This window comes from Marinobacter sp. GH_1, assembly GCF_048595985.1.
Lineage (GTDB): Bacteria > Pseudomonadota > Gammaproteobacteria > Pseudomonadales > Oleiphilaceae > Marinobacter > Marinobacter shengliensis.
In genome coordinates this window covers 3,066,368-3,089,170 of sequence record NZ_CP184460.1, presented here as the reverse complement: position 1 = coordinate 3,089,170, position 22,803 = coordinate 3,066,368, and the positions used below count along the sequence as shown (strand labels likewise).

20 protein-coding genes are annotated in these 22,803 nt (G+C 57.7%); 7 read left to right on the top strand and 13 right to left on the bottom strand.

The annotated features are described in order from the left end of the window. Positions 1-18: 18 nt before the first annotated feature. From ACNSOI_RS14005 to ACNSOI_RS13970, 8 genes are read right to left on the bottom strand one after another with little or no spacing between them, the layout of a single operon-like run. A complete protein-coding gene (locus ACNSOI_RS14005; protein ID WP_420194313.1) occupies positions 19-1,665 on the bottom strand; it encodes a fatty acid--CoA ligase in 1,647 nt (548 codons plus the stop codon). Between the two features lie 46 nt (positions 1,666-1,711). Beyond that, a complete protein-coding gene (mnhG, locus tag ACNSOI_RS14000; protein WP_072676620.1) occupies positions 1,712-2,131 on the bottom strand; it encodes a monovalent cation/H(+) antiporter subunit G in 420 nt (139 codons plus the stop codon). Next, on the bottom strand, positions 2,124-2,396 hold the full coding sequence (locus tag ACNSOI_RS13995) for a monovalent cation/H+ antiporter complex subunit F (protein WP_058092151.1): 273 nt from the start codon (positions 2,394-2,396) through the stop codon (positions 2,124-2,126). Before ACNSOI_RS13995 ends, mnhG begins: the two co-directional genes overlap by 8 nt. Before the next feature lie 11 nt (positions 2,397-2,407). Then, positions 2,408-2,881 carry a Na+/H+ antiporter subunit E gene (locus ACNSOI_RS13990; RefSeq protein WP_061333096.1) on the bottom strand — a complete coding sequence of 158 codons (474 nt, stop codon included), beginning with the start codon at positions 2,879-2,881 and terminating at the stop codon, positions 2,408-2,410. After that, positions 2,878-4,392 (bottom strand): Na+/H+ antiporter subunit D, encoded by a 1,515-nt coding sequence (locus ACNSOI_RS13985; protein WP_072676621.1) that lies wholly within the window; start codon positions 4,390-4,392, stop codon positions 2,878-2,880. Before ACNSOI_RS13985 ends, ACNSOI_RS13990 begins: the two co-directional genes overlap by 4 nt. Beyond that, entirely contained in the window at positions 4,389-4,736 is a 348-nt protein-coding gene (locus tag ACNSOI_RS13980) for a Na+/H+ antiporter subunit C (RefSeq protein ID WP_058092148.1), read from the bottom strand. The genes ACNSOI_RS13985 and ACNSOI_RS13980 overlap by 4 nt, the downstream gene beginning before the upstream one ends. A gap of 34 nt (positions 4,737-4,770) precedes the next feature. Next, positions 4,771-5,196 (bottom strand): Na+/H+ antiporter subunit B, encoded by a 426-nt coding sequence (locus tag ACNSOI_RS13975; protein WP_061333098.1) that lies wholly within the window; start codon positions 5,194-5,196, stop codon positions 4,771-4,773. After that, a complete protein-coding gene (locus tag ACNSOI_RS13970; RefSeq protein ID WP_061333099.1) occupies positions 5,193-7,496 on the bottom strand; it encodes a putative monovalent cation/H+ antiporter subunit A in 2,304 nt (767 codons plus the stop codon). The genes ACNSOI_RS13975 and ACNSOI_RS13970 overlap by 4 nt, the downstream gene beginning before the upstream one ends. A 269-nt stretch (positions 7,497-7,765) precedes the next feature. On the opposite strand from ACNSOI_RS13970, the gene ACNSOI_RS13965 reads away from it, so the two are divergent. Further along, on the top strand, positions 7,766-9,820 hold the full coding sequence (locus ACNSOI_RS13965; protein ID WP_420194312.1) for an FAD-dependent oxidoreductase: 2,055 nt from the start codon (positions 7,766-7,768) through the stop codon (positions 9,818-9,820). Positions 9,821-9,888: 68 nt separating this feature from the next. Here ACNSOI_RS13965 and ACNSOI_RS13960 read toward each other — a convergent pair whose 3' ends face one another. Continuing rightward, entirely contained in the window at positions 9,889-10,053 is a 165-nt protein-coding gene (locus ACNSOI_RS13960; protein WP_167392899.1) for a hypothetical protein, read from the bottom strand. A 141-nt stretch (positions 10,054-10,194) separates the two neighbouring features. Then, complete coding sequence (locus ACNSOI_RS13955) at positions 10,195-11,187, bottom strand: GlxA family transcriptional regulator (protein WP_286251169.1); 993 nt, start codon at positions 11,185-11,187, stop codon at positions 10,195-10,197. Positions 11,188-11,499: 312 nt separating this feature from the next. Here ACNSOI_RS13955 and ACNSOI_RS13950 point away from each other — a divergent pair, with 312 nt between their 5' ends. Together ACNSOI_RS13950 and ACNSOI_RS13945 are read left to right on the top strand one after the other, a co-directional pair. Then, positions 11,500-13,302, top strand: coding sequence for an acyl-CoA dehydrogenase (locus ACNSOI_RS13950; protein WP_072676625.1), 1,803 nt, complete (start codon positions 11,500-11,502; stop codon positions 13,300-13,302). 425 nt (positions 13,303-13,727) lie between these two features. Continuing rightward, complete coding sequence (locus ACNSOI_RS13945) at positions 13,728-14,507, top strand: crotonase/enoyl-CoA hydratase family protein (protein WP_420194311.1); 780 nt, start codon at positions 13,728-13,730, stop codon at positions 14,505-14,507. 227 nt (positions 14,508-14,734) lie between these two features. On the opposite strand, the gene ACNSOI_RS13940 is transcribed toward ACNSOI_RS13945, so the two are convergent. Beyond that, positions 14,735-15,985 (bottom strand): alkane 1-monooxygenase, encoded by a 1,251-nt coding sequence (locus ACNSOI_RS13940; protein WP_420194310.1) that lies wholly within the window; start codon positions 15,983-15,985, stop codon positions 14,735-14,737. Between the two features lie 231 nt (positions 15,986-16,216). Here ACNSOI_RS13940 and ACNSOI_RS13935 point away from each other — a divergent pair, with 231 nt between their 5' ends. Continuing rightward, complete coding sequence (locus ACNSOI_RS13935) at positions 16,217-16,468, top strand: hypothetical protein (RefSeq protein ID WP_058092140.1); 252 nt, start codon at positions 16,217-16,219, stop codon at positions 16,466-16,468. A 79-nt stretch (positions 16,469-16,547) separates the two neighbouring features. Then, positions 16,548-16,841 carry a hypothetical protein gene (locus tag ACNSOI_RS13930; protein WP_061333913.1) on the top strand — a complete coding sequence of 98 codons (294 nt, stop codon included), beginning with the start codon at positions 16,548-16,550 and terminating at the stop codon, positions 16,839-16,841. A gap of 98 nt (positions 16,842-16,939) precedes the next feature. Here ACNSOI_RS13930 and ACNSOI_RS13925 read toward each other — a convergent pair whose 3' ends face one another. Then, a complete protein-coding gene (locus tag ACNSOI_RS13925) occupies positions 16,940-19,030 on the bottom strand; it encodes a PhoX family protein (protein WP_286251161.1) in 2,091 nt (696 codons plus the stop codon). 268 nt (positions 19,031-19,298) lie between these two features. Here ACNSOI_RS13925 and ACNSOI_RS13920 point away from each other — a divergent pair, with 268 nt between their 5' ends. Together ACNSOI_RS13920 and ACNSOI_RS13915 are read left to right on the top strand one after the other, a co-directional pair. Continuing rightward, a complete protein-coding gene (locus ACNSOI_RS13920) occupies positions 19,299-20,939 on the top strand; it encodes a methyl-accepting chemotaxis protein (protein WP_061331635.1) in 1,641 nt (546 codons plus the stop codon). A gap of 42 nt (positions 20,940-20,981) precedes the next feature. Next, positions 20,982-21,350, top strand: a complete 369-nt coding sequence (locus tag ACNSOI_RS13915; protein ID WP_420194309.1) for a DUF4870 family protein — start codon at positions 20,982-20,984, stop codon at positions 21,348-21,350. Between the two features lie 8 nt (positions 21,351-21,358). On the opposite strand, the gene ACNSOI_RS13910 is transcribed toward ACNSOI_RS13915, so the two are convergent. Then, complete coding sequence (locus ACNSOI_RS13910) at positions 21,359-22,672, bottom strand: MFS transporter (protein ID WP_420194308.1); 1,314 nt, start codon at positions 22,670-22,672, stop codon at positions 21,359-21,361. Positions 22,673-22,803: the final 131 nt, after the last annotated feature.

The following is a 22,803-nucleotide window of genomic DNA, read 5'->3' as shown; positions in this document are numbered from 1 at the left end:
TTTTTAGATCGGAGGTGGTCAGTCCTTGAGCTGGTCTCGAATCAACTTCTTGTTGATTTTGCCAACACTGGTCTTGGGGATATCCTCCACGAAATCAATTTGCTCCGGGATTGCCCATTTGTTGATCTCGCCGCTCTCCACGAACTGTTTCAGGTGGCTCTGGATGTCCTCGACGCCGGCCTGCTCACCGGGTTTGAGTGTCACCAGGGCATGCGGCCGCTCGCCCCATTTCTCATCGGGCACGCCAACCACAGCGGCACCCGCAACGGCCGGGTGCTGGCTGATCAGGTTCTCAAGGTCCAGCGAGGAAAGCCACTCGCCACCGGTCTTGATGACATCCTTGATGCGATCCTTGATGGTCAGCGTGTTGTCTGGCTCCATACTCGCCACGTCACCGGTGTGCAACCAGCCGCCTTCCCAGAGTTCCTCGCCCTTGTCAGCCTGCTTGAAATAGCTCTGGGTCAGCCACGGTGCCCGGGCAACCACTTCGCCCTTGGCTTCGCCATCGTGGGCAACCGGGTTGCCATCAGGGTCGACAATATCCAGGTCAACCAACGGTACGGCAATGCCGGTTTTCACCCGGATAGCCGTTTGCTGCTCAAGCGGTAGCTCCAGATCTTCCGGCTTCATGTGGGTGGCGCTCAGCAGCGGGCAGGTTTCCGACATGCCGTAGCCGGTGAACATCTTGATGCCCAGTCTGGCGCCAGCGTCACACAGGCCTTTGGTCAGGGCGCTGCCGCCAATGAGTACATGCCAGTTGCTGAGGTCGGCCGTTTTGATGGACTCGGTGGCCATCATCATCTGCATAATGGTGGGCACGCAGTGCGAGAAAGACACTTTGTGCGTTTTCAGCAGGTCAACCAACAGTTCTGGCTCGTAGCGGCCCGGGTAAACCTGCTTGATGCCCATCATCGTGGCTGCGTAGGGCACACCCCAGGCGTGAACATGGAACATGGGGGTGACCGGCATATACACGGAGGATGAACGCAGCAGCGGCATTTCATCGAAGTGAGCGATGGTGCCGGTCATGGCCAGTGTGTGCAGTACCAACTGCCGGTGGCTGAAATACACGCCTTTGGGGTTGCCGGTGGTGCCCGTGGTGTAGAACGTGGTGGCCACGCTGTTTTCGTCAAAGTCCGGGAAATCGAACTGATTGTCGGCTTTGGCCAGCAAGGCCTCGTATTCGCCGTGGGTATCGACAGACGTTGCTTTGGCACCGTCACTGTCGGTCAGTTGAATCCAGGTTTTGACGGTTTTGATTTCGTCTTTGACGCCTTCGATGATCGGCATAAAGTCGTCATGTACCAGCACCACATCGTCTTCCGCGTGGTTCATGGTGTAAACAATCTGTTCCGGTGACAGGCGCACATTAACCGTGTGCAGAATGGCACCGATCATCGGAATCGCGAAGAAACATTCCAGGTACCGTGGGGTATCCCAGTCCATGACGGCAACGGTGTCGCCGGGCTTTACGCCCGCGTCTGTCAGGGCGTTGGCGAGTTTGTGGATGCGCTCTACCAGGTCGGTATAGGTGTACTTGCTGCGGTTGGCGTAAACGATTTCCTGGTCCGGGTTATAGCGGGGGCCAGACAGCAGAAGCCGTTTGATCAGAAGGGGGTACTGATAAGCGTTGTCGGCCGCGGGGAGAATGCGGGTTTGTGCCATGGTCTACACCTCTTCGACGTCTTGTTGGATGGCTGTTCTTGTTTGTTCAGTCTTCGTCATCCTCGCTGCGCTTTTCGTGCTTGGGCGGGATCACGCTTTCCGGAGCGGGTTCAAAGCCGCTGTACAGCTTGTGGGTTTTGTCGTCGTAGTTATCTTTGAGTTCATCCTTCACTGTGCCTTCCCAAAGTGGTGTGCCCAGGAAGTAGCCTGCCCGGCCAATCACATGGGCGGCAATCGGCGCGGTGATCAGGATAAAAATCACAATCGCGAACGCCCGTGTAAACACCACCACATCCGCGAAATACACCGCCACACCGGCCATGGTCATCATGGCACCCATGGCACCGGCCTTTGTCGACGCGTGCATTCGGGTGGGCAGGTCCGGAAGCCGGAGGATGCCCACAGAAGCCAGAATCATGAAGCTGGCACCCGTCAGGAGCAATATGGCAACTATCAGTTCACTCACTTTTGGGTCCTCCTCGCTCCAGGAACCGGGCAAAACCAACGGCCGTCAGGAACGCTGTCAGGGCAATAACAATGGCAACATCCAGAAGGCTGGGCACGCCGGTATCGATGGCGTGCACCCCTACGTAACCGACCACGATAGAGGCGATCAGTTCCAGAGAAACCACCCTGTCGGGCAATGATGGCCCTTTAATCAACCGGATAAACCCGAACAGAAGGGCCACCGACAGCATGAAATAGACAATATTGATAACAACATCCAGCACGTTTGGGCTCCTCAGCGCATGATCTTGAGAATCCGGAACTCAAGTTCCTTGAGATCCTTGCGCAACTGCTCCTCATCCTGCAGGAACATGGCGTGAATATAGAGCACTCGCCGATCATCGGAGACGTCCAGGCTCAGGGTGCCGGGGGTCAGCGAGATAAAACTGCTCAGGAACATGATTTCCGCGTCGGTGTGTGCTTCCATCTCAAAGGCAATAACGCCGGGCTTCATGTACCAGACGGGGGTGGCTACGTCGTACGCCACCCGGAAGTTGGCCTTGACCAGCTCCTTGATGAAAAACAGGGAAAAGGAAATCAGTCTCGGTAGTCGCCGGGAATAACCCTTCAGCGCGGGAACATGCTTCTGCAGCACCATCAACGCCAGGTAACCGAAGAACAGGCCCGCAAACAGATTCCAGGCGGTGAACGAACCGCTCAGGGCTACCCAGGCCAGTGCCAGGCAAACGTTCCAGAAAAATCCGATCATGGCTGATCACCTCCCAACACCGCTTCGATGTAGAGCTGCGGGTTCATCAGCTGCTCGGCAGACATCTCTGCCAGCTCATAGATTGGCTGGCCATACAGGCCGATAATCAGGGTGCAGATGGCCAGGCCAACCATTGGCAGATAGTAGGCCCAGGCGTGTTTTTCGTTCAGCTTGCCCTTGAGCTCTTCGGTATTCCTGACGTGGTCTGGTACCTTCTTCCAGAACACCTCTGCCCAGATCTTGATCATTGAGTAGAGCGTCAACAGGCCAACCAGCAGGGCCACAAAGGTGACGAGGTAGGCTTCTGCCTCCAGTGCGGCGCGAATCACCACAAACTTGGCAAAGAAACCTGACAGCGGTGGAATGCCCGCCAGAGAGAGGGCCGGGATCAGGAACAGCACCGCTAGCAGCGGGCGGTACTTGTAAACACCGCCCAGGTCTTTCAGTTCATAGCTGCCCAGCAGGCGATAGGTAAAGCCGCTGACCAGGAACAGGTTCGTCTTCACGATGATGTGGTGCATGATGTAGAACACACCGCCGATGATGGCCAGCGGGGTGAACAAGGCCAGGCCCAGCATCATGTAGCCAATCTGGCTGACGATGTGGAACGACAGGATGCGCCGGAATTCGAACTGCGCTGCCGCGCCCAGAACACCGGTCAGCATGGTCAGGGTGGCCGCCCACAGCAGGATGTTGTGGGTGTACTCGACATCCTGGGTGAAAACGAGGGTGAACATCCGGAACAGGGCATACACCCCCACCTTGGTGAGCAGGCCGGCAAACAGCGCTGAAACCGCTACCTGGGGTGTGTGGTAAGACGCTGGCAGCCAGAAAAACAGCGGGAACGCCGCCGCTTTTACGCCAAACGACACCATGAACATCATGGCAACCACCGTTAGCATGCCGGTGTCTTCCACCTGTCCAATTTTCTGCGCGATGTCCGCCATGTTCAAGGTACCCACCATGCCGTAGAGCAGGCCCACCGCAGACAGGAAAATTGCAGACGAGAACAGGTTGAGGGTGACGTACTTGATGGCCCCTTCCATTTGCGCTCGCTCACCGCCAAGGGTCAGCAGGGCGAAGGAGGCCAGCAGCATGACCTCAAACCAGACAAACAAGTTAAAGATATCGCCGGTCAGGAAAGAGCCAGCCACGCCGGCCAGCAACAGGTGCATCAGCGGGTAGTAGCCAAACTTTTCATGGCCCCGGGGCGTGGACGCCAGCGAGTAGATAGCGATGGCCAGGCCGATAATCCCGGTCAGTACGATCATGATGGCGGCTAGAACATCGGCCACAAACACAATACTGAACGGTGCCGGCCAACTGCCCATTTCCATGGTCACAAAGCCCTGGTCGGTGGTGGACATCAGTAGCCAGATGCCACTCCACAGCAACAGGATATTGGCCAGCACACCCAGAATGCGCTGATAGCGAATCGACCGCCACAGTGCCAGCGACAGGGCGCCAGCCGTCAGGGGAATAAATACAGGAAGAATGATTTCCGGGCTCAAGTGTCCGTATCCTTCATCTGGTCCAGGTCATCGGTTCCAACCACTTCGTAAGCTCGGCGGATAAGAACCACGGCGAAGGCCAACACACCAAAGGCAATCACGATTGCAGTCAGGATCAGGGCCTGGGGCAACGGATCTGCAATCATGCCTGCCGGGGCGCTGGCGCCTTCCGCAATCAGCGGCGGCGCGCCACGGGTCATGCCGGACACAACAAAGATCAGCAGGTTGGCGGCATTACTGAGTATCATCAAACCGATAACCAGTTTGACGATGGACCGCCTGAGCATCATGTAAAAGGCCGCAGTGAACATGATGCCCACTACGTACGCCATCAGGCTCTCCATAGAGATCCTCCGGAATTCTGCTCTGGGAAAAAGATCATTCTTCGGACTCCATCAGGCCAACCACAAAGGTCATGATGGTGCCAAGAACGGCAAGATAGACGCCAATGTCAAAAATCAGCGGTGTGGACAGCTTCAGGTAGGCTTCACCGGGCAGCGGTAAGTCCCACCAGTGGGCTGTCAGCATGGGTTGGCCTGAGAAAAATGCTGGTAGTGTGGATGCCAGCCCCATCAGCAGGCCGGCGGCCAGCAGGTCTCTCGGGCCAACCCGAAGAAGCCGACGGGTGGCTTCCGCGCCAAAGGCAAAGGCATAGAGCACAAACGCGCCAGAGGCAACCAGCCCACCAATGAACCCGCCACCGGGCTCATCGTGACCACGGAAAAGCAGGAAAATCGAGAACATCAGTTGCAGCGGCATGATTAGCAAGGCCGCGGTATGCAGAATCATGGTGTTGGATTTCATGGCTTGTGCTGATCCTCCGCTTTCAGTTTCAGCATGGAGAACACGCCCAGGGCAGCCAGTGCCAGCACGAAGATCTCACCCAAGGTGTCCAGTGCCCGGAAGTCCACCAGAATTACGTTCACAATGTTCCGGCCATAGGCCAGGGGGGCACTGTTCTCAACGTAATAGGAGGAGATGGATTCGAAGTACTGAATGTCCAGCACCGCCAGAATCATCAGGGTGATAACAACGCCACCGAAGATTGCCACCGCCAGATCCCGATAACGCTGGAAAGGTGTAGACAGGTTGACGAACTCCGGAAGCTTGAACAGAACCAGAACCAGCAGGATCACTGTCAGGGTTTCCACCAGTAGCTGGGTGATGCCCAGGTCCGGTGCGCTGAACAGGATGAACGTGAGTGCTACGCCAAAGCCCAGAACCCCCATGGACGCCACGGAGCCCAGGCGGGAATGGGTGCCGCTGGCAAACGCCGCAGACGCGACCAGCAAGAGCGCAATGCCCCATTCATAAAAGTGGCTGTCGGCCAGGTTAAGTGTGAAATGCACGCCATACTGGTCCAGCATGGTGTAGCCCGCCAGACCAAAGGTAACGGCAACCATAACCAGCATGTAGATGCCCAGTACACCGTTCTGCAGCATCCGGGTCTGCCAACTTGCCACTACGGTAATCCATTCCATGAACTTGAAGTAGCCCGCCTCCGGGCCGACACGACCGCCTGCGTAGTTAATGGCGTATAGTGTTGGCTGAATGCGCGGCCAGGCCTTGAACAGCAACAGGCCAACGACCAGGCTGGCTGCGGAGAGCATCAGCGGTGCGTTAATGCCATGCCAGAGGGCCAGGTAGAAATCCACCGGGCTGCCATATACCGAGGCAACCGCAGCGGTCAGCAGGGCATTCTCCGGGATGAAGGGCAGCAGGCCGAAAACCAGTGCGATAATGGTCAGCACCGCTGGGCCGATGAGCATGCCAAACGGTGCCTCGTGAGGCGTTTTCGGCGTATCTCCCTTGGCGCCAAAGAAGGGTTTGATAGCAACCAGACCCGCTACGCCAACGATCAGCATGGCAGAGGCAACCGTCACGAAGAGCAGCACACCACTCCAGACCGGCGCGTCAATCAGCGCTTCGAGCATCAACTCTTTGGCAATAAAGCCGAACAGTGGAGGCAGGCCTGCGAGGGACAGGGCTGCGAAGGCGGCAATAGTCGCTGTCGCGGGCATGGATTTGCGCAAGCCACCCATCAGCGTGATGTCTTTGGTGCCGGTTTCATGATCCAGGGCACCGGCGAGCATGAACAGCGCGCCTTTATATAGGGAGTGGGCCACCAGGAAACAGATAAAGGCGGTCATGGCCAGTTCTGTGCCAACACCGATCAGCATGGTCAGGGTGCCAAGGGCCATCACGGTTGAGTAGGCCAGAATCTTCTTGATGCCGGTACTGCCAAACGCGAGCCAGGCACCGGTAAACATGGTGGCAGCGCCGAAGCCCATCAGCATCAGGCTCCACAGCTCACCTTCACCCAGTGAGGGGTTCAGCCGGGCCATCAAATAAACGCCGGCCTTGACCATGGTGGCGGAGTGCAGGAAAGCGGAGACCGGAGTCGGCGCCGCCATGGCGTTTGGCAGCCAGAAATGGAAGGGCACCTGCGCCGACTTGGTAAAGGTGCCCGCGAGTATGCAAAGCACGGCACCCGTGTAGAAAACATGCTGATGCAGCGGCTCACTGGATGCCAGGATTTCCGCGAGGGAGTAGCTGCCAGTCATTATGGCCAGCATGATCAGCCCGGCCATCAGCGCAAGGCCGCCGGCCACTGTCACAAACAGACCCTGCAATGCACACTTTCGGGCATCCAGATCTTCGTGGTTGAAGCCAATCAGCATGTAAGAGGTGATGCTGGTCAGCTCCCAGAACACAAACAAGGTAATCAGGTTGTCCGAGAGCACAAGCCCGAGCATCGATGCCATGAACGACAGCATGATCACATAGAAGCGGGCCAGATACTTGTGGCCGGCAAGGTAAGAACCGGCATAGATCAGAATAAACGTACCGATACCGCTGATCAGTAAGGCAAACGTCAGCGAGAGGCCATCAACAAGAAAGTTCAGGGAGATATCGAGGCCTGGCAGCCACTGATACTCCAGCAGCACCGGCCCATCCTGAACCTGAGAAAGAAAGGTGCTGAAGTAAACCGCAAGGCTTGCCGGCAAAAGTGCCAGCACCCACCCAATGTATTTGCCCGCAACCCGGTGTAGGAAAGGGGCGGCAATTGCCAGCAAAAAGCCGGATAACACAGCTAACAGCATGTGCGTCAAAGCTCCATTTGGGCACCGCGGCGATATGCCGACACCGGGGTGCAGGATATTCATTGATAGGGAATATCTATGGTTTAGCCCTTTATAGGTGCCAGAAAGACTATCTGACAGATTGATCAAAGGCAAGGTAAACCGTGCTCCGCAACCGGTGCCGTCTGACGGTAAATAAAGCAGAAGGTTCCCGCCGGGTAATACCTTGGTCGTAGAGGGTGTGCTAATCTCAGTCAGCGTTCATTCATCACACTCTGGCGACCTGTATCATGACTGCGAATTACCCTAACTTGCTGAAACCGCTCGACCTTGGCTTCACCGAGCTGAAGAATCGTGTGCTTATGGGTTCCATGCACACCGGGTTGGAAGACCGTTTCTGGAATATTCACAAGTTTGCCCGGTATTTTGCTGAACGCGCCGAGGGTGGCGTTGGCCTTATGGTAACGGGAGGCTTTTCGCCCAACCTGGTTGGCCAGCTGGCGCCTTTGTCGTCAACCATGAATAACCGGGCAACAGCCTTGTTGCATCGCCATGTGACCGGTGCAGTGCACGAGGCGGGCGGGAAGATCTGCCTCCAGCTACTGCACGCTGGCCGGTATGGTTACCAGCCGCTGATTGTGTCTGCCTCGGCAACCAAGGCGCCGATCAGCCCGTTCAAGGCTCGGGCCCTGTCGACCAAGGGCGTTGAGCGGCAGATCAACGATTTCGTCAACGCCGCCAAGCTGGCCAAATTCGCCGGCTATGATGGCGTTGAAGTGATGGGCTCCGAAGGCTACTTCATCAACCAGTTCCTGTGCGAACGTACCAACAAGCGAACTGACAAGTGGGGCGGGCCCTACGAGAATCGCATGCGCCTGCCGGTGGAGATCGTGCGCCGCATGCGTGAGGCCGTAGGGCCGGAGTTCATCATCATCTACCGGTTGTCCATGCTGGACCTGGTGGAGGGCGGCCAGACCTGGGACCAGATCGTGACGCTGGGCAAAGCCATCGAACAGGCCGGTGCCACCATCATCAATACCGGCATTGGCTGGCACGAGGCCCGGGTTCCCACCATTGTCACTTCGGTGCCCCGTGGTGGCTTTGCCGATGTTACGGCCAAGTTCTACGACGAGGTGGACATTCCGGTGTGCACCACCAACCGCATCAACACGCCGGAGAAAGGCGAAGAGATCCTTGCCGCCGGCAAGGCCGACATGGTGTCCATGGCTCGCCCGTTACTGGCCGACAGCGAGTTTGTCCGCAAGGCAGAGCAGGGGCGTAGCGATGAAATCAACACCTGTATCGCCTGCAACCAGGCCTGCCTGGACCATGTGTTCCAGGCCAAGCGCGCTTCATGCCTCGTTAATCCCCGGGCCTGTTACGAAACTGAACTGGTGCTTACCGTTGCCCCGGTGGTGAGGCGGGTGGCCGTGGTCGGTGCCGGGCCGGCGGGCCTGGCAGCGGCAACCACCGCCGCCAAACGTGGCCACAAGGTGACCCTGTTCGAAGCCGACAACAAAATTGGTGGCCAGTTTAATTACGCCAAGCGCATACCCGGCAAGGAAGAGTTTTACGAGACCCTGCGCTACTTCCAGCGCCAGATAGAGTTGCTGGAGATTGACCTTAAGCTTGAAAGCCGTGTGGAGGCTTCAGACCTTGTTGAGCAGGGCTTTGACGATGTCGTCGTTGCCACCGGCGTAAAACCCCGGACACCAAAGATTGACGGCATCGACCATCCGAAAGTGCTGGGTTATCTCGACGTGCTTCGCCATAACAAACCGGTGGGCAAGACCGTTGCAGTGATCGGAGCTGGCGGCATCGGCTTTGATGTCAGCGAGTTCCTGACTCACGACTTTGGCAAACAGCCCGAGGGCGAGCAGGTGAGTGTGGCCGACTGGCAGGCCGAGTGGGGTGTGAACCCTGCGTTTGAGGGCCCCGGCGGCCTGGCGGAGCGGGAGGCAACCGCGTCTCCCCGCAAGATTTACCTGATGCAACGCAAAACAGGAAAAGTAGGCGCCGGCCTGGGTAAAACCTCAGGTTGGGTGCACCGCAGCAGCCTGAAGCACCGGGACGTGGAGATGCTCAGAGGATGCCGTTACGACCGCATTGATGACCAGGGGCTGCACATCACCCTGACAGACAAGGATGGCAAATCCGGAGAGAGCAAAGTGTTGCCGGTGGATAACGTGATCATCTGCGCGGGCCAGGAGTCCTATCGGGAGCTTTTTGATCAGCTTACGCAGGGGGGAGTCAAAGCGCACCTGATCGGCGGGGCTGATCTGGCGGAAGAACTGGATGCCAAGCGCGCCATCCGGCAGGGTACCGAAGTGGCTGCCTCTCTTTAGTCAGGCTGACAGGAAACGTCAGCAGGTGACCATAAATGGCATTTGGTAGTCGTCTGGAGTAAAGAGGGCTACCGAATGGATTTCAGGGCGTTGGAGATGGCCTCTGCCTCGGCTTGCAGTACCTGGCAGCGAAGGCTGTTACCCTGCTGCAGGGCGTGCTCTACCTGCTTGCGCTTCATGTCGTAGAGACGGCTGAGAATATCGGCCTGGCTTTGCTTCAGTGACGTGTTCATGTGAACGACCTCCCCGCAGGGGTTGGCTATGTCAGAATTATTTACGTAAAACGGCAAAAAACCGCCTACTCACTTATTCTGATGCATAACCCGGGCCAGCCGAATACTACCAAAGACGCAATCCAACCCGGAATGCTCCGACTAACGGCTGAATTTTGCCCGATAGGCCCCCGGAGCAAGCCCTGTATGCTTGCGAAATAGCCGGCTGAACGAACTGACATCCTCATACCCCACGGCCCGGGTAATCGCCTCCAGCCCGAGACGTGAAGACTCCAACTGTCGACGAGCCTCCTCCACCCTGAGCAGTTGCAGATAGGTCGAGGGAGCATCCCCCGTCGCCTGCTGAAAGCGCCGTAACAGCGACCGCTCCGACATTCCCTCGGCATCGGCCAGAGCCGCCAAAGACACCGGCTCCCGAAAATGCGCCTCCAGCCAATCCTGTACCCGAAGCACTGCCAAATCAGAATGATACCGCTTGGCCTGCAACACACTGTAAGGCGCCTGGCTGGTACGCCCGGCATCAATCACAAACGCCTTCGCCAACTCCCGAGCCACCTGCGCTCCCGCCAGACGTTCCACCAGATACACCCCCAAATCCCACCAGGCCATACCGCCCCCGGCACAGGCGACAGGCCCGTCCACCGTCACCAGCTTCTCCGGGTGCAACTTCACCTCCGGAAACCGCCGCCGGAACTGATCCCCGAACCCCCAATGGGTCGTCGCCTCCCGTCCATCCAGCAAGCCTGCGGCCGCCAACAAAAACGCCCCGGTACAATTACTCGCCACCCGAACCTGACCTTCCGGCACCGCCCGAAACTGCGTTAGCCATTTAACCAGTGCCTGATTGCCGGCCAGAATTTCATCAATTGGTGCACCGATGGTCGGAATGATCAGCAAATCATCAAGTCCAAGCCCATCCACCTCCTGCCACGACCCATCTGCAAGCAACGTCACACCATTAATACACCGACAGGGCTCCCCGCTCTCCGTCAGCAGCCGGGTGTTGAAGAGCGCGTGGGGTTGCTCTCCGTGAATCCGCGCCCAGGTGACCCCGGCAAGGCGGAACAAGTCGATGATCCCGGTGATGGCGCTTGCAAGCGCCCCGTTGAAGCCGATGATAGTGACGGTTTTCAATGGGACATTCCCTATTCGGTGAGTAGTGGAGTCGTACAGACGGGCATGACGGCAGCCTCCCAGTCAGGCCACTGGCATGGGTACCCCCTTCCGGGAGTGTGCGCAGCAGGGAAGCTGCGCTCAAGCCCCCACGGACGGGTTCACGGCGTCTCCCGGAAGGGGGTACCCATGCCAGAGGCCGTCTCGCCACCTCCTGTCGGGCGTCAATCACCAGCAAAGGTTGGCGATTTTAACCAAGAATAAGTCAGAAATGACAATTCCAACAACCGCCGAGACTGTGAGACGCTAGAGGCAATAAACAGGAGACCAAGAATGACCGACACCCTGATCGATCGCCGCGACCTGGCATTCCAGCTCTACGAAGTGATGAACACCGAAGCCCTCACCGAACGTGAGCGTTTCAGCGAACACAGCAAAGACACCTTCGACGCCGTCATCGAAACCGCCGACAAAATGGCGAAAGAAAAATTCGCCAACCACAACAGCGCTGCTGACAAAGACGAGCCCAGATTCGTCAACGGCCAGGTCGAGATGCTCCCCGACGTCAAACAGGCCTTCGACGCCTACGCCGAAGCCGGCTTCCTCGCCGGCCGCTACGACTACGACCTCGGCGGCATGCAACTGCCGGAATCCGTCATGGCCGCCTGCAACGGCTTCTTCACCGCTGCCAACCCAGGCACCGCCGGCTACCCATTCCTGACCACCGCCGCCGCCAACCTTATCCGCGTATTTGGCAACGACGAGCAGAAGGAAAAATTCCTGCCCAACATGCTCAGTGGCCGCTACAGCGGCACCATGGCCCTGACCGAGCCCCACGCCGGCTCCAGCCTGGCGGACATCCGCACCTCCGCCACGCCCACCGACGACGGCCACTACCTGATCAAAGGCGCCAAGATCTACATCTCCGGCGGTGAACAGAGCATCACCGAAAACATCGTTCACATGGTGCTGGCGAAAATCAAAGGCGCCCCGGCCGGTGTGAAAGGCATCTCCCTGTTTATCGTCCCGAAATTCCACGTCGACGAAAACGGCAACCCGGGCGAACGCAACGGTGTCAGCCTCGCCGGCCTGATTCACAAGCTGGGTTATCGCGGCACCACCAGCACCGCTCTCAGCTTCGGCGACGACGCCCCTTGCCACGGTTATCTGGTGGGCGAACCCCATCAGGGCCTGAAATACATGTTCCAGATGATGAACGAAGCCCGCATTGGCGTTGGCTTTGGCGCTGCCGTGATCGGCTACCGGGGTTACATGCACAGCCTGGAATACGCCAAAGACCGCCTGCAGGGCCGCAAAGCCAGCGAAAAGAACCCCGAAAGCCCGCAGGTGCCCATCATCGACCACGCCGACGTACGCCGCATGCTGTTGGCCCAGAAAGCCTACAGCGAAGGCGGCCTGGCGCTGTGCCTGTATGGTGCTCGCCTGATGGACGACCAGCACACCCACCCGGATGAGCAGAAACGAATGGAAGCCGGCAAGCTGCTGGACCTGCTCACCCCGGTGATCAAAGCCTGGCCTTCTGAGTACGGCCCGAAGGCCAACGACCTGGCGATCCAGGTATACGGCGGCGCCGGCTACACCCGTGAATACCCGGTGGAACAATGCTGGCGCGACAACCGCCTGAACCCGATCCACGAAGGCACCAACGGCATCCAGGCCCTGGACCTGCTGGGCCGCAAGATCTGGCAAGACCAGAGTCACGGCCTGCAACTGCTGATGCAGGAAATGCAGACCGACCTGCAAGCGGCCACCACCGATCGTTGCCAGCAGTGGGCTTTGTCTTTGAGTGAGACGTTGCAGCAGGCGGTGAAAGTCACCCAGAGTCTGGGCAAATCCCTGATGGGTGGTGAGGTAGACAAAACCCTGGCCAACGCCAGCTGCTACCTGCACCTTTTCGGCCACATCATCGTCGCCTGGATGTGGTTGCGTCAGGCTAATGCGGCAGCGAAAGCTCTGGCCTCTGCTAATAGCGACAGCGAACGCAACTTCTACCAGGGCAAACTCCAGGCCGCCCAGTACTTCTTCCACTGGGAGCTGCCCACCGTGGCCCAGGATCTGGTGTTGCTGCGCAATCAGGATGATACGTGTCTGAATATGAAGGCCGACTGGTTCTAGTTCTGGAGTCTTGGTCCTGTTCGTAGCCTGCCTGTTTTGGTGGTAAGCACGTTCGGCCGGTGGGCCTTTCCGGGACACGCCCACGAGTACGTCCCTGTAGGCTCGTTTCGGGCCGTCCATGGCCCTCAACGGTCCCGGAAAGGCCCACCGGCCGAACGCGCCCGAGCACTGGTGCATTTCGCAGGCTCTGCAGACGTAGGAATTAAGTCATCAAAAACTGACCGAAAGCAGCACTTAATATTTAAGCATTACTGCCAAGTTTGAGGCACGAGCGACGGGTAGAGCTTTCCGGGACTGTCTGCAGCAGGGATGCTGCAGTCAAGCGTACAGGGACGTATTCACAGCGTGTCCCGGAAAGCTCTACCCGTTGATCGTGCGAGCACCCAAACAAACAGGCTAGGCGCCCAAAGCAGAGGAAAACGCCAATGTCACTCGTAAACATAGAAAAACAAGGCCACATCCTGAAAATAGGCCTGAACCGCCCGGAAAAAATGAACGCCATGAACCGGGCCATGTACCACGAAATCGCCGCGGCCTATTACCAGCTCCAGAATGACCCGGAACTCCGCGTCGCTGTCATGTACGCCGAAGGTGACCACTTCACCAGCGGCCTGCAACTGGACGACTGGGCCGGCGTGTTCGCTAACGGCAAAGGCATCGAACCCGGCGAAGGCGAACTCGACCCGTTCGACATTACCGGCGATAGCCTCACCAAACCCGTCGTCTTCGCCGCCCAAGGCATCTGCTTCACCTGCGGCGTCGAAATGATGCTCAACACCGACATCCGAGTAGCCGCCAAAGGCACTCGCTTCGCCCAGCTGGAAGTCAAACGCGGCATCTTCGCCTGCGGCGGCGCCACCATCCGCCTGCAGCGTGAAATCGGCTGGGGCAACGCCCAGCGCTACCTGCTCACCGGCGACGAATGGACCGCTGAACAGGCCTACCAATGGGGCCTGATCCAGGAACTGGTCGAACCCGGTGAACAGTTCGATAAAGCCATGGAAATCGCCGAAAAGATCGCCAAGGCCGCACCTTTGGGCGTTCAGGGCAGCCTGAAATCGTCCAAGATTGCCGTGTCCGAAGGCCAGGAAGTGGCCAAGGAACGTCTGTTCCCGGAGCTGCGCCCGGTCATGGCCAGTGAAGATGTCAAGGAAGGAATCCAGTCATTCCTGGAAAGAAGGGAAGCGGTGTTCAAAGGTAAATAGCTGGATTGGCCCGTCATTCAAAATCTCGTCCGTAGCGAACCGTCGGATCAGCGACTATCCCACGGAAGCGAAAGCGGCGGGTTGGGGCCACCCTTCCGGGAGTGTGCGCAGCAGGGATGCTGCGCTCAAGCCCCCATGGATGGGTTCACGGCGTCTCCCGGAAGGGTGGCCCCAACCCGCAGCCGGCACCCAACCAACAGGCTGGGACCGGCAATCAAACCACGAAATCAGGCAGCCTCAGACTCAGAAGCAGAGTCAGCCCGCCGAGCCGCAGCCTCCGCCGCCACTTCCGCAGCATAATCCGCATACTTGGCCATCAACTCCTCCTTACGATCCGGATCCCAGTTGATCTTCGTCAGATCCCCCTCATAGTGGTCAATCACCCGCTTGTCCATGGTCTCGTACCACCACTGGGGCAGGTAAGCCGGCAACAACATTGATGCATAGCCACCCGGCAACTGCGGCGCCTTCTCAAAATGCCTCAACGCCTGATAACTCCGGGTCGGGTGAGCGTGATGGTCTGAATGCCGCTGCAGCTGATACAGGAACAGGTTGGTCACCACATGGTTACTGTTCCAGCTATGTTCCGGCTGAGTCCGCTGGTACTTTCCGTTTTCGTCTTTCTGGCGCAGCAGGCCATAGTGTTCAATGTAATTCACACTCTCCAGCAGGCTCGCACCGTACACCGCCTGCGCCGCCAGGAAGGGCACCGCCCTCGGGCCACAGATCAGCGTAGTCGCACCAAAGAACCCGGCACTCATGGCCCAGCCCTGCAGCAACTCATTGTCCAGGCTCCAGAAGCTTTTGCCCTTCCGCTCAAGCCGCGCCTTCTCGATCTTGACGGCTGACTTCATGCCGCCAAACACCGTGCGCGGCAGGAATTTCCAGAAACTCTCGCCCATCCGGCTGCTGGCCGGGTCTTCCGGGGTGGCTACTCGCTTGTGGTGCCCGAAATTGTGCTCAACCACGAAATGGGTGTAGCCGGTGGGCGCCAGTGCCGCCATGGCCATCAGTTTATTCAGCTTGTTGGACTTGTGGCCCAGTTCGTGGGCGGTATTGATGCCTACACCGTTAATGGCACCCACGGTCAGGGTCAGGCCGATCTTGTCTTCAAGGGGCGTTTTCTTGCGGCTGGCAAGCCAGGCGCCCATGAAGGTCATGGCGTACTGGGTGGGTATAAACGCCTTCACAATGCGGTCGTAGTACTTGTCCTGCTCCAGAGACTTCACTGCTGATTCGGGCGGGTTGCTCTTGTCCTCACCAATGGCGCGATCCAGTGCGGGAATGATGCCATGCACCAGGGCCGGACCAGTCCAGGCCAGGGCCTTGAGTTTTTTCGGGGCCAGGGCATAGCCAGTTAACGCCGCCAGGCCGATGCCGGGAAGCGCGGGCCCGAGCAGCCACATGTATCGTTTCGGGTCCTTCCAGGTAGTTTCGACTGATTGGGAATCCGGGGCACCTTTCACTTTGGCGTTCATGTCTGACTCTCCGTGGGTGTTCTTGGGTTATTGTTTTATCAATTTATGTCGGACAATCTTGCAATTCAACAGTCGTTTGTGGTCGATGGAGACCTTGGCCCCGAATGACAATGCTTGAGGGGTCAACACCGGGCGGAGCCTCGGATGGCTCAGGCGGTCTTTCATTGGAAGTGGCAAGACTTGCGCTTCTGGTCCAGACTTTCTCAAAACAAGAACAACAGGGAAGAAACTATGAGTGCCTCAAATCCTTCTCCTGCGATCATCTCCTGGAGCGTTCAGGAAAGGCTTCGCGAGTACGTGCGGTCACGGCAACTGGCCGAGATCGTGTATCGGGACCCGGCAGGGCAGATATGCGTGGTGCATGAAGTTATCCGCGACCTCCTGAGCCGCGCCGGTCATGACTTTCTGGTATTGGGGAAAGGTAAAGTGGTCGGCGTGGAGCATGTCATCATGGTGGACGGCCAGCGGTTAACCAAAGAGTAATCGGCAGGTAATTGCTATCTAAAGGGCATCGGCCCTACTCTGTTGGTGTCGTAAACATGTATCAACAGAGGGATATGTTATGAACAAGCTCACACTGAGCGCACTGGCTTTGGTTGCAACTTTTGGTCTGGCAGCCTGCAGTTCTGAAAGCGACGAAGGTGCGGATTTTGAGCGAGCGGGCGAGAACGCCGGCGAGATGATGGATGATGCCACCGACGCTGCCGAGGAATCCTGGGAAAACGCCACGGGTCAGGATGAAAGTGCCTGGGGCGAGATGAAGGAAGGCGCCGAAGAAGCCGGTGAAGAAATGGGCGAAGCAGCCGATGAAGCCGGTGATGCCATGGAAGAGGGTTATGACGAGATGGTGCAGTAAAAGCCCAGGGATGACGGCAATTGCCCGAATGTTTATTGTGCTCTGAATGAAACGACAAAAGGCGCTCCGGGGAGCGCCTTTTGTATATTTCAGATCAATCAGCTGCCGATAAGGCCGCCGTCTTCTTTTGTAATTACAACAGTTGCTGAGCGTGGGCGGTTAGTACCACCATCTGGCCAGTTACTAGTGAAGTTACCTGGCGTCGATGTGTCACCTGGGTGCTGAATGTTCACAAACATGGTTTTGCCATCCGGAGTGGTCACAACGCCAGTGACTTCGCACTGAGTGGGGCCAACGAGGAATCGTTTGATTTCGCCGGTTTCCGGGTTTGCCGCCAGCATCATGTTGTTGCCAAAGTCGCCAGCATTGCCTTCCCCTCGCAGAAGGGAACCACTCATATCAGTCTGGATCCACAGGGTACCGTTGGGGTCAAACCAGAGGCCGTCAGGTGCCGCGAAGGTAGAATCCTCAGTCAGTGCTTCGCCAGTAATCAGGTTCTGACCAACTTCTTTTTCAAAGCCGTCGCTGGTCATTCCCTCGGCGTTGCCGGCCATAACAAAGATATCCCAGCTGAACGTCTCAGAGACAGGATTTCCGTTTGCTTCAGTCCACCGAATAATGTGGCCGGAAATGCTGTTTGCGCGCGGATTCGAGTTGTTGGTGTCTTCTTCGGCTCTACTGGTGTTGTTGGTCAACGCAAAGTAGACGTCGCGATTTTTCGGATGAACTGCTCCCCACTCCGGACGGTCCATTTTTGTTGCGCCGGCGATATCGGCTGCCAAGCGTGAGTTCATCAACAGCTCGGCTTGGGTAGCAAAGGCTTCTTCAAAGGTGATGTTGCCAACCGTGGTCCCTACGGCCGCTGTCATTCTGGCGAAAAAAGCATCGTCGTCTATTGACAGTGGCAGCCATTCACCCGATCCATCATCATTGAACTTGGCCGCATAGAGCGTGCCTTCGTTCAGCAGGTAACCACCTGCGGAGGAAGCGTAGTACGGCTGCTTGGATACAAACTTATAGATATATTCAAAGCGGGCGTCATCGCCGGAATAGGCAACCAGTGGTTCGCCTTCAATCGGCTCTTGGAAAACGATGCCTTCGTGGGCAAATCGGCCCAGCGCAGTGCGCTTCTGGGGAACACTTTCGGGATTGAACGGATCAATTTCTACAATCCAGCCAAACGTGTTGGCTTCGTTGCGATAGTCGTCTTTTGCAGATCCATCACTGGCTGTGACATCAAAGCGAATGTACTCGTCAGCGCCATCGTCTGCCAGTTCCCACGAATACCGTCCATTATTGGTACTAACTCCGTACCGAAGCTGTTCTTTGTTGCGTTCGCCTTTATTGACGAAATAACCCGCCCAGTTCTCTTCGCAGGTCAGATAGGTATTCCAGGGTGTTACGCCGTGAGCACAGTTATTGATCGTGCCGCGAGTACGCGTCCCATCGGTGCTGTAGCGGGATACAACCAGGTCGGTACCGCGAACGGGCCCTGCGATATCCATTGGCGTGCCGGCTGTTACTCTGCGGTTGTATGGGCTGCCGTGGACGATGTCCCAAACGCCATTTTCGTCTTTTCGAATATGGGCGACTGAAATGCCGTGGGCAGCAATTTCCTTCCGAACTTCATCGGCTGGACGTTGGCCGTCGTTCAGACTGGGGCCGTTCGCATGGAGGACGGGAACATCCACGTACTCATGGTTCATCACCAGCAGTCCTTCCTCGGAGCTGCTGCCGCCTTCTTTGACGTCGATCGGGTAGAAGTGCATGCCATCGTGGTGCGAGCCAACCTGCTGCTCTTGATCCGACCCCGAGTTGGTTCCGTCAGCGCGATAGTCTGGATAGCTGCCGGTCAGCGGTGTCCCCCAGGGGGCCAGTGCCTGGGCGTTGTAGCCCTCTGGAACAACTATGGAGTCTTCTCTTGAGATGGGAATAGCCTTAAAGCTGACCTGAGGGGTTCCCACGCCGTCGGGAGTCGTCGTGTCGCTATTGTCGGAGGAGCTGCTGTTACATCCGGCCACTGATAATCCGAAGAAACCTACCAGTGATGCGCCCATTGCACCTTTCAGAACCGTGCGGCGCTCCATGCGAGATGAAAGCACGGATTGGAAGCTTTCATTGTTACTGAAGTTGGTTACTGGATCGATACCGCTGTTATCAACTACGAGTGTTTGCTTTTTCCTGAACATGGAGGTCTCCCATCACATTGGTTAGTGTTGTGGGAGTTATTTAAAAGTTGTTGAGTGACAGGGTGGTGTCTGTTACGTGACCGAATGATGCATTTTTTGTTGCAACCTTCAGAGATCCTTGGAACCGCCGATAAACGGTACAATGGTTAGATAGTGGCATCCAGAATCCACTAAAGTAGCAGTTATTAACCTGAATCATTTCTTTACTCTCAACGCTGGCCTTAAATAACAAAATGTTTGCGTACGCAATGATAAAGAAGAGGGCACCATGGGCTTACTCGATCGCGCTGCAATTATTTGGGGGGTGGGCATTGCTGTTGCGCTCGGCATTGCCTGTCTGTGGGTGGCACCGTTGTTAGGGCTGGATGCGGCCTCGATGTTGATTGGCCTGGTGCTTGGTCTGGTGGTGGCCGCCGGTTATCTGATTGTGCGGGTACTGGAGCCGATCGAGAAAGGCATTGCCGGCCTGAACGATGGCTCGCTTGCGGAAGGCCACCCCCTGAGAGCCCAATGCCAGCAGTTGCTGGAGGACGCCCGTGCCGGCAAGGCGCTGGTGGAAACCCTGTCTGACAGTGCCGACAAGAACGCCATTTCCGCCGCCGAAGTGTCCTACGCGGCGGATCAGGTGAAAAAACGCCTCGACCGGCAGGTGGAAGAAACCGCCCAGATGGCCGATTACGCCGGCAAGATAACCGAGTCTGTTCGTGAGTCGTCCGAGCAGGCCACCAACGCCGCCACCATGGCGTTGCAGAACCGGGAAGTCAGCGTTGAGGGGCGCCAGGCGCTGGTTTCCGCTATTGAAAGTGTCCGGATTGTGCATCAGCAGTCGGGCGAGAATCTCAGCCTGATTCAGGCTCTGAACGAAAAGTCCACCAAGATCCAGGGCGTTACCTCTACCATCCAGGGCATTGCTGAGCAGACCAACCTGCTGGCCCTGAACGCCGCTATCGAAGCAGCGCGGGCCGGTGATCAGGGCCGGGGCTTTGCGGTGGTGGCGGATGAGGTTCGACAGCTGGCGGGGCGCACTGCACAAGCGACCAGCGAAGTGGCGGAAACCCTGGAAGAAATCCAGGGCGATACTTCCCTGATCGTTGCCCGAATTGAGGACCTGGCCCGCTCCGTGGAGCAGGGGCTGACATCCGTTGAAAGCGTTGGCGCGCAGCTGGATCTGATTCGCGACCAATCCGACCGGGTGCAGCAGCAGGTTGCCCGTATTGCAGAGATTGACCAGGCCAATGAGCAGAGTCTGGAACAGGTGTTCTCTGTCATTGAATCGGTGCGAGATCATATTGCTGAAAGTGACAGTAGTGTGGCTTCTCTGGCGGGCCAGGCGGCCACCCTGATGGAACTGGCGGAAAACGCCAATGCCGCGTTCGCGTTGAACAGTAGTCAAAGTTACCACCGATCGTTCTTTGATCAGGCGCGTGCGGGAGCCGCCCAGATCGGTGAGCTTTTTGAGCAGGCCATTCAGCAGGGCAAACTGAGCGAATCGGCCCTATTCGAGAAGAAGCGAGAGCCGATCCCGAACACCAACCCCCAGCAATACAGCAGCGCCTTCGACCGTTTCACTGACCAGGTGCTGCCAGCGGTGCAGGAGAGCATCAAGAATTCCCACGATGCCATCGTCTTCTCCATTGCCTGCGCCCCGGATGGCTACGTGCCAACCCACAATCGGGATTTTGCCCACCCGCCCACCGGTAACCCCGAAGTGGATCTGGTGAAAAGCCGGAGCAAGCGACTGTTCAATGATCGCACCGGTATTCGTTGCGGCAGTCACACTCAGGACATGCTGTTGCAAACCTACCGGCGCGATACCGGTGAGATCATGCATGACCTGTCGGTGCCCATCTATGTCAACGGCAAGCACTGGGGTGGTTTCCGGATAGGTTACCGGCCTTCCGGGCACTGAGGTTCGCTGCTATGCTGCGGGTTTGGTTGAAAGGAGTTGCCCGTGGCTGAGCCTGAGTTTATTCCCGCTGAATCGGATCAGAACAAACCGCAGGGTACGGATGCGGCCCGCAACCTGGCGATTATTGTCTATATTCTGCAGGGACTGGCATTCTTTCTTGGCGGGATCACTGCGCTGGTCGGGGTGATCATCAACTACGTCAAGATGGATGAGGTGCGTGGCACCTGGATTGAGCCCCATTTCCGCTGGCAGATCCGCACCTTCTGGATTGGCCTGCTGTGGCTGGTCATCGGCACCCTTACCCTGATGGTTATTATTGGCTGGTTTATCCTTCTGGGGATGGCCATCTGGGTGATTTATCGCATCGTTAAAGGCGCCCTGGCGCTGAACGACGGCAAGGCACCCCAGTAACGGGACGCTCAGTCTTCGGTGACCTCTTTCAGGCGCAGGGCGCTGACCATTCCGGTAAAGCCCATCAGCCCCAGCACGATAATCACCGCGATGTCTGAAATCAGCGACAGCGCGGCGGTAAGCCCCCCGGTTACCAGCAGCAGAACCCCGATCACCGTATTGCTGACGGCGGTATAATCTGTGCGTTTGTTGCCTCCGGCCATATCCACCAGGTAGGTTTTACGCCCCAGGCGCACACCGGCATGGGCGATGCTCAGAACAAAGAATGCGGCGGGGTAGAACCAGGCACCACCTACACCCGGTCCGAAGATCAAGGCACTGAAGCCCACCAACAGGCAGACGGCGCTGGCCATGGCTGCGCCCCGTATGATGACCCGCCGGCTTGAGGTATCTGCCGCCCAGCCCCAGAAACTGGCACTGACCGAGCTGGCCAAGCTACTGGCCAACAGAAACACCCCAAGCATCCAGCCGACATCCGATTGCTTCTGCGCCAGCACTACGAAATAGGGCGACGCCAAGGCCGAGCATAGCAGCAGGGCACGGGTTACCACGAAGTGGCGAAAGGGCGCATCGTCTCTCAGCAGCGACAAACTCTGAATGGCTTCGGTCATGGCATTGTTGCCGCCGCCGGTTTCACCGGGGAATTCTTCCACACTGGCGAACAGAACACCGGCGATGATCCACAGCGCGGCTGCGAGCAGCAGAAGCAGGCTGTAGAACCCGAGGGTTGGATCGCCACGATCCCAGAACAGCAGAGCGGTCATGGCGACCGTCAGGGAGCCGCCAATGGTGGTGGCAAGGCCAGACAACCGGCCCCGACGGGTTTTCGGGATGCACTTGCCCTGAACGTCTTTCATGGCCACCGAGCAAAAGCCCCGGGCCAGGGAAAACACCACTAACCCTGCAATGATGCCCAGGCCGGCAGCATAACCTTCCAGAAACCAGACGCTGGCGGCCATACCAACCACGCTGACTGACTGCCCGAAGCTACCCAGTGTCCAGAACCACTTGCGCACCGCCTTGCGCCGAACCCAGGCGGCAATCACCATTTGAGGCACCATGGAACCGGATTCCCGTATCGGCACCAGCCAGGCCACCAGGGCAGGGGCGCCGACGGCGCTCATCATCCACGCCAGAACGGTTTTCGGGCTGATCAAAAGGTCGCCGAGCTTGGTCAAAACATTGGCCGCAAGAATCAGAAAGAAATTCCTGGGCACCTCCCGGCAAGCTTCTTCGGGAATGTCTTTGCAGACCCTGGCGTCTTCTTCGTTAGCGATGAGGGCATACAGCTGGTCAACGGGGGCGTTACTCTGGCCAGGCAAGGTTGTTCTCCTTATTTCACAAGAGCGCAAGCATAGCAGGTTGCCGGGTGCCTGATCACCGGCTTGGAGGGTGCAAGTGCCACGCTGCGGGCTTCCAGCAGGGTTGCCTGGGCCCGGCAGGTGATGCTTAA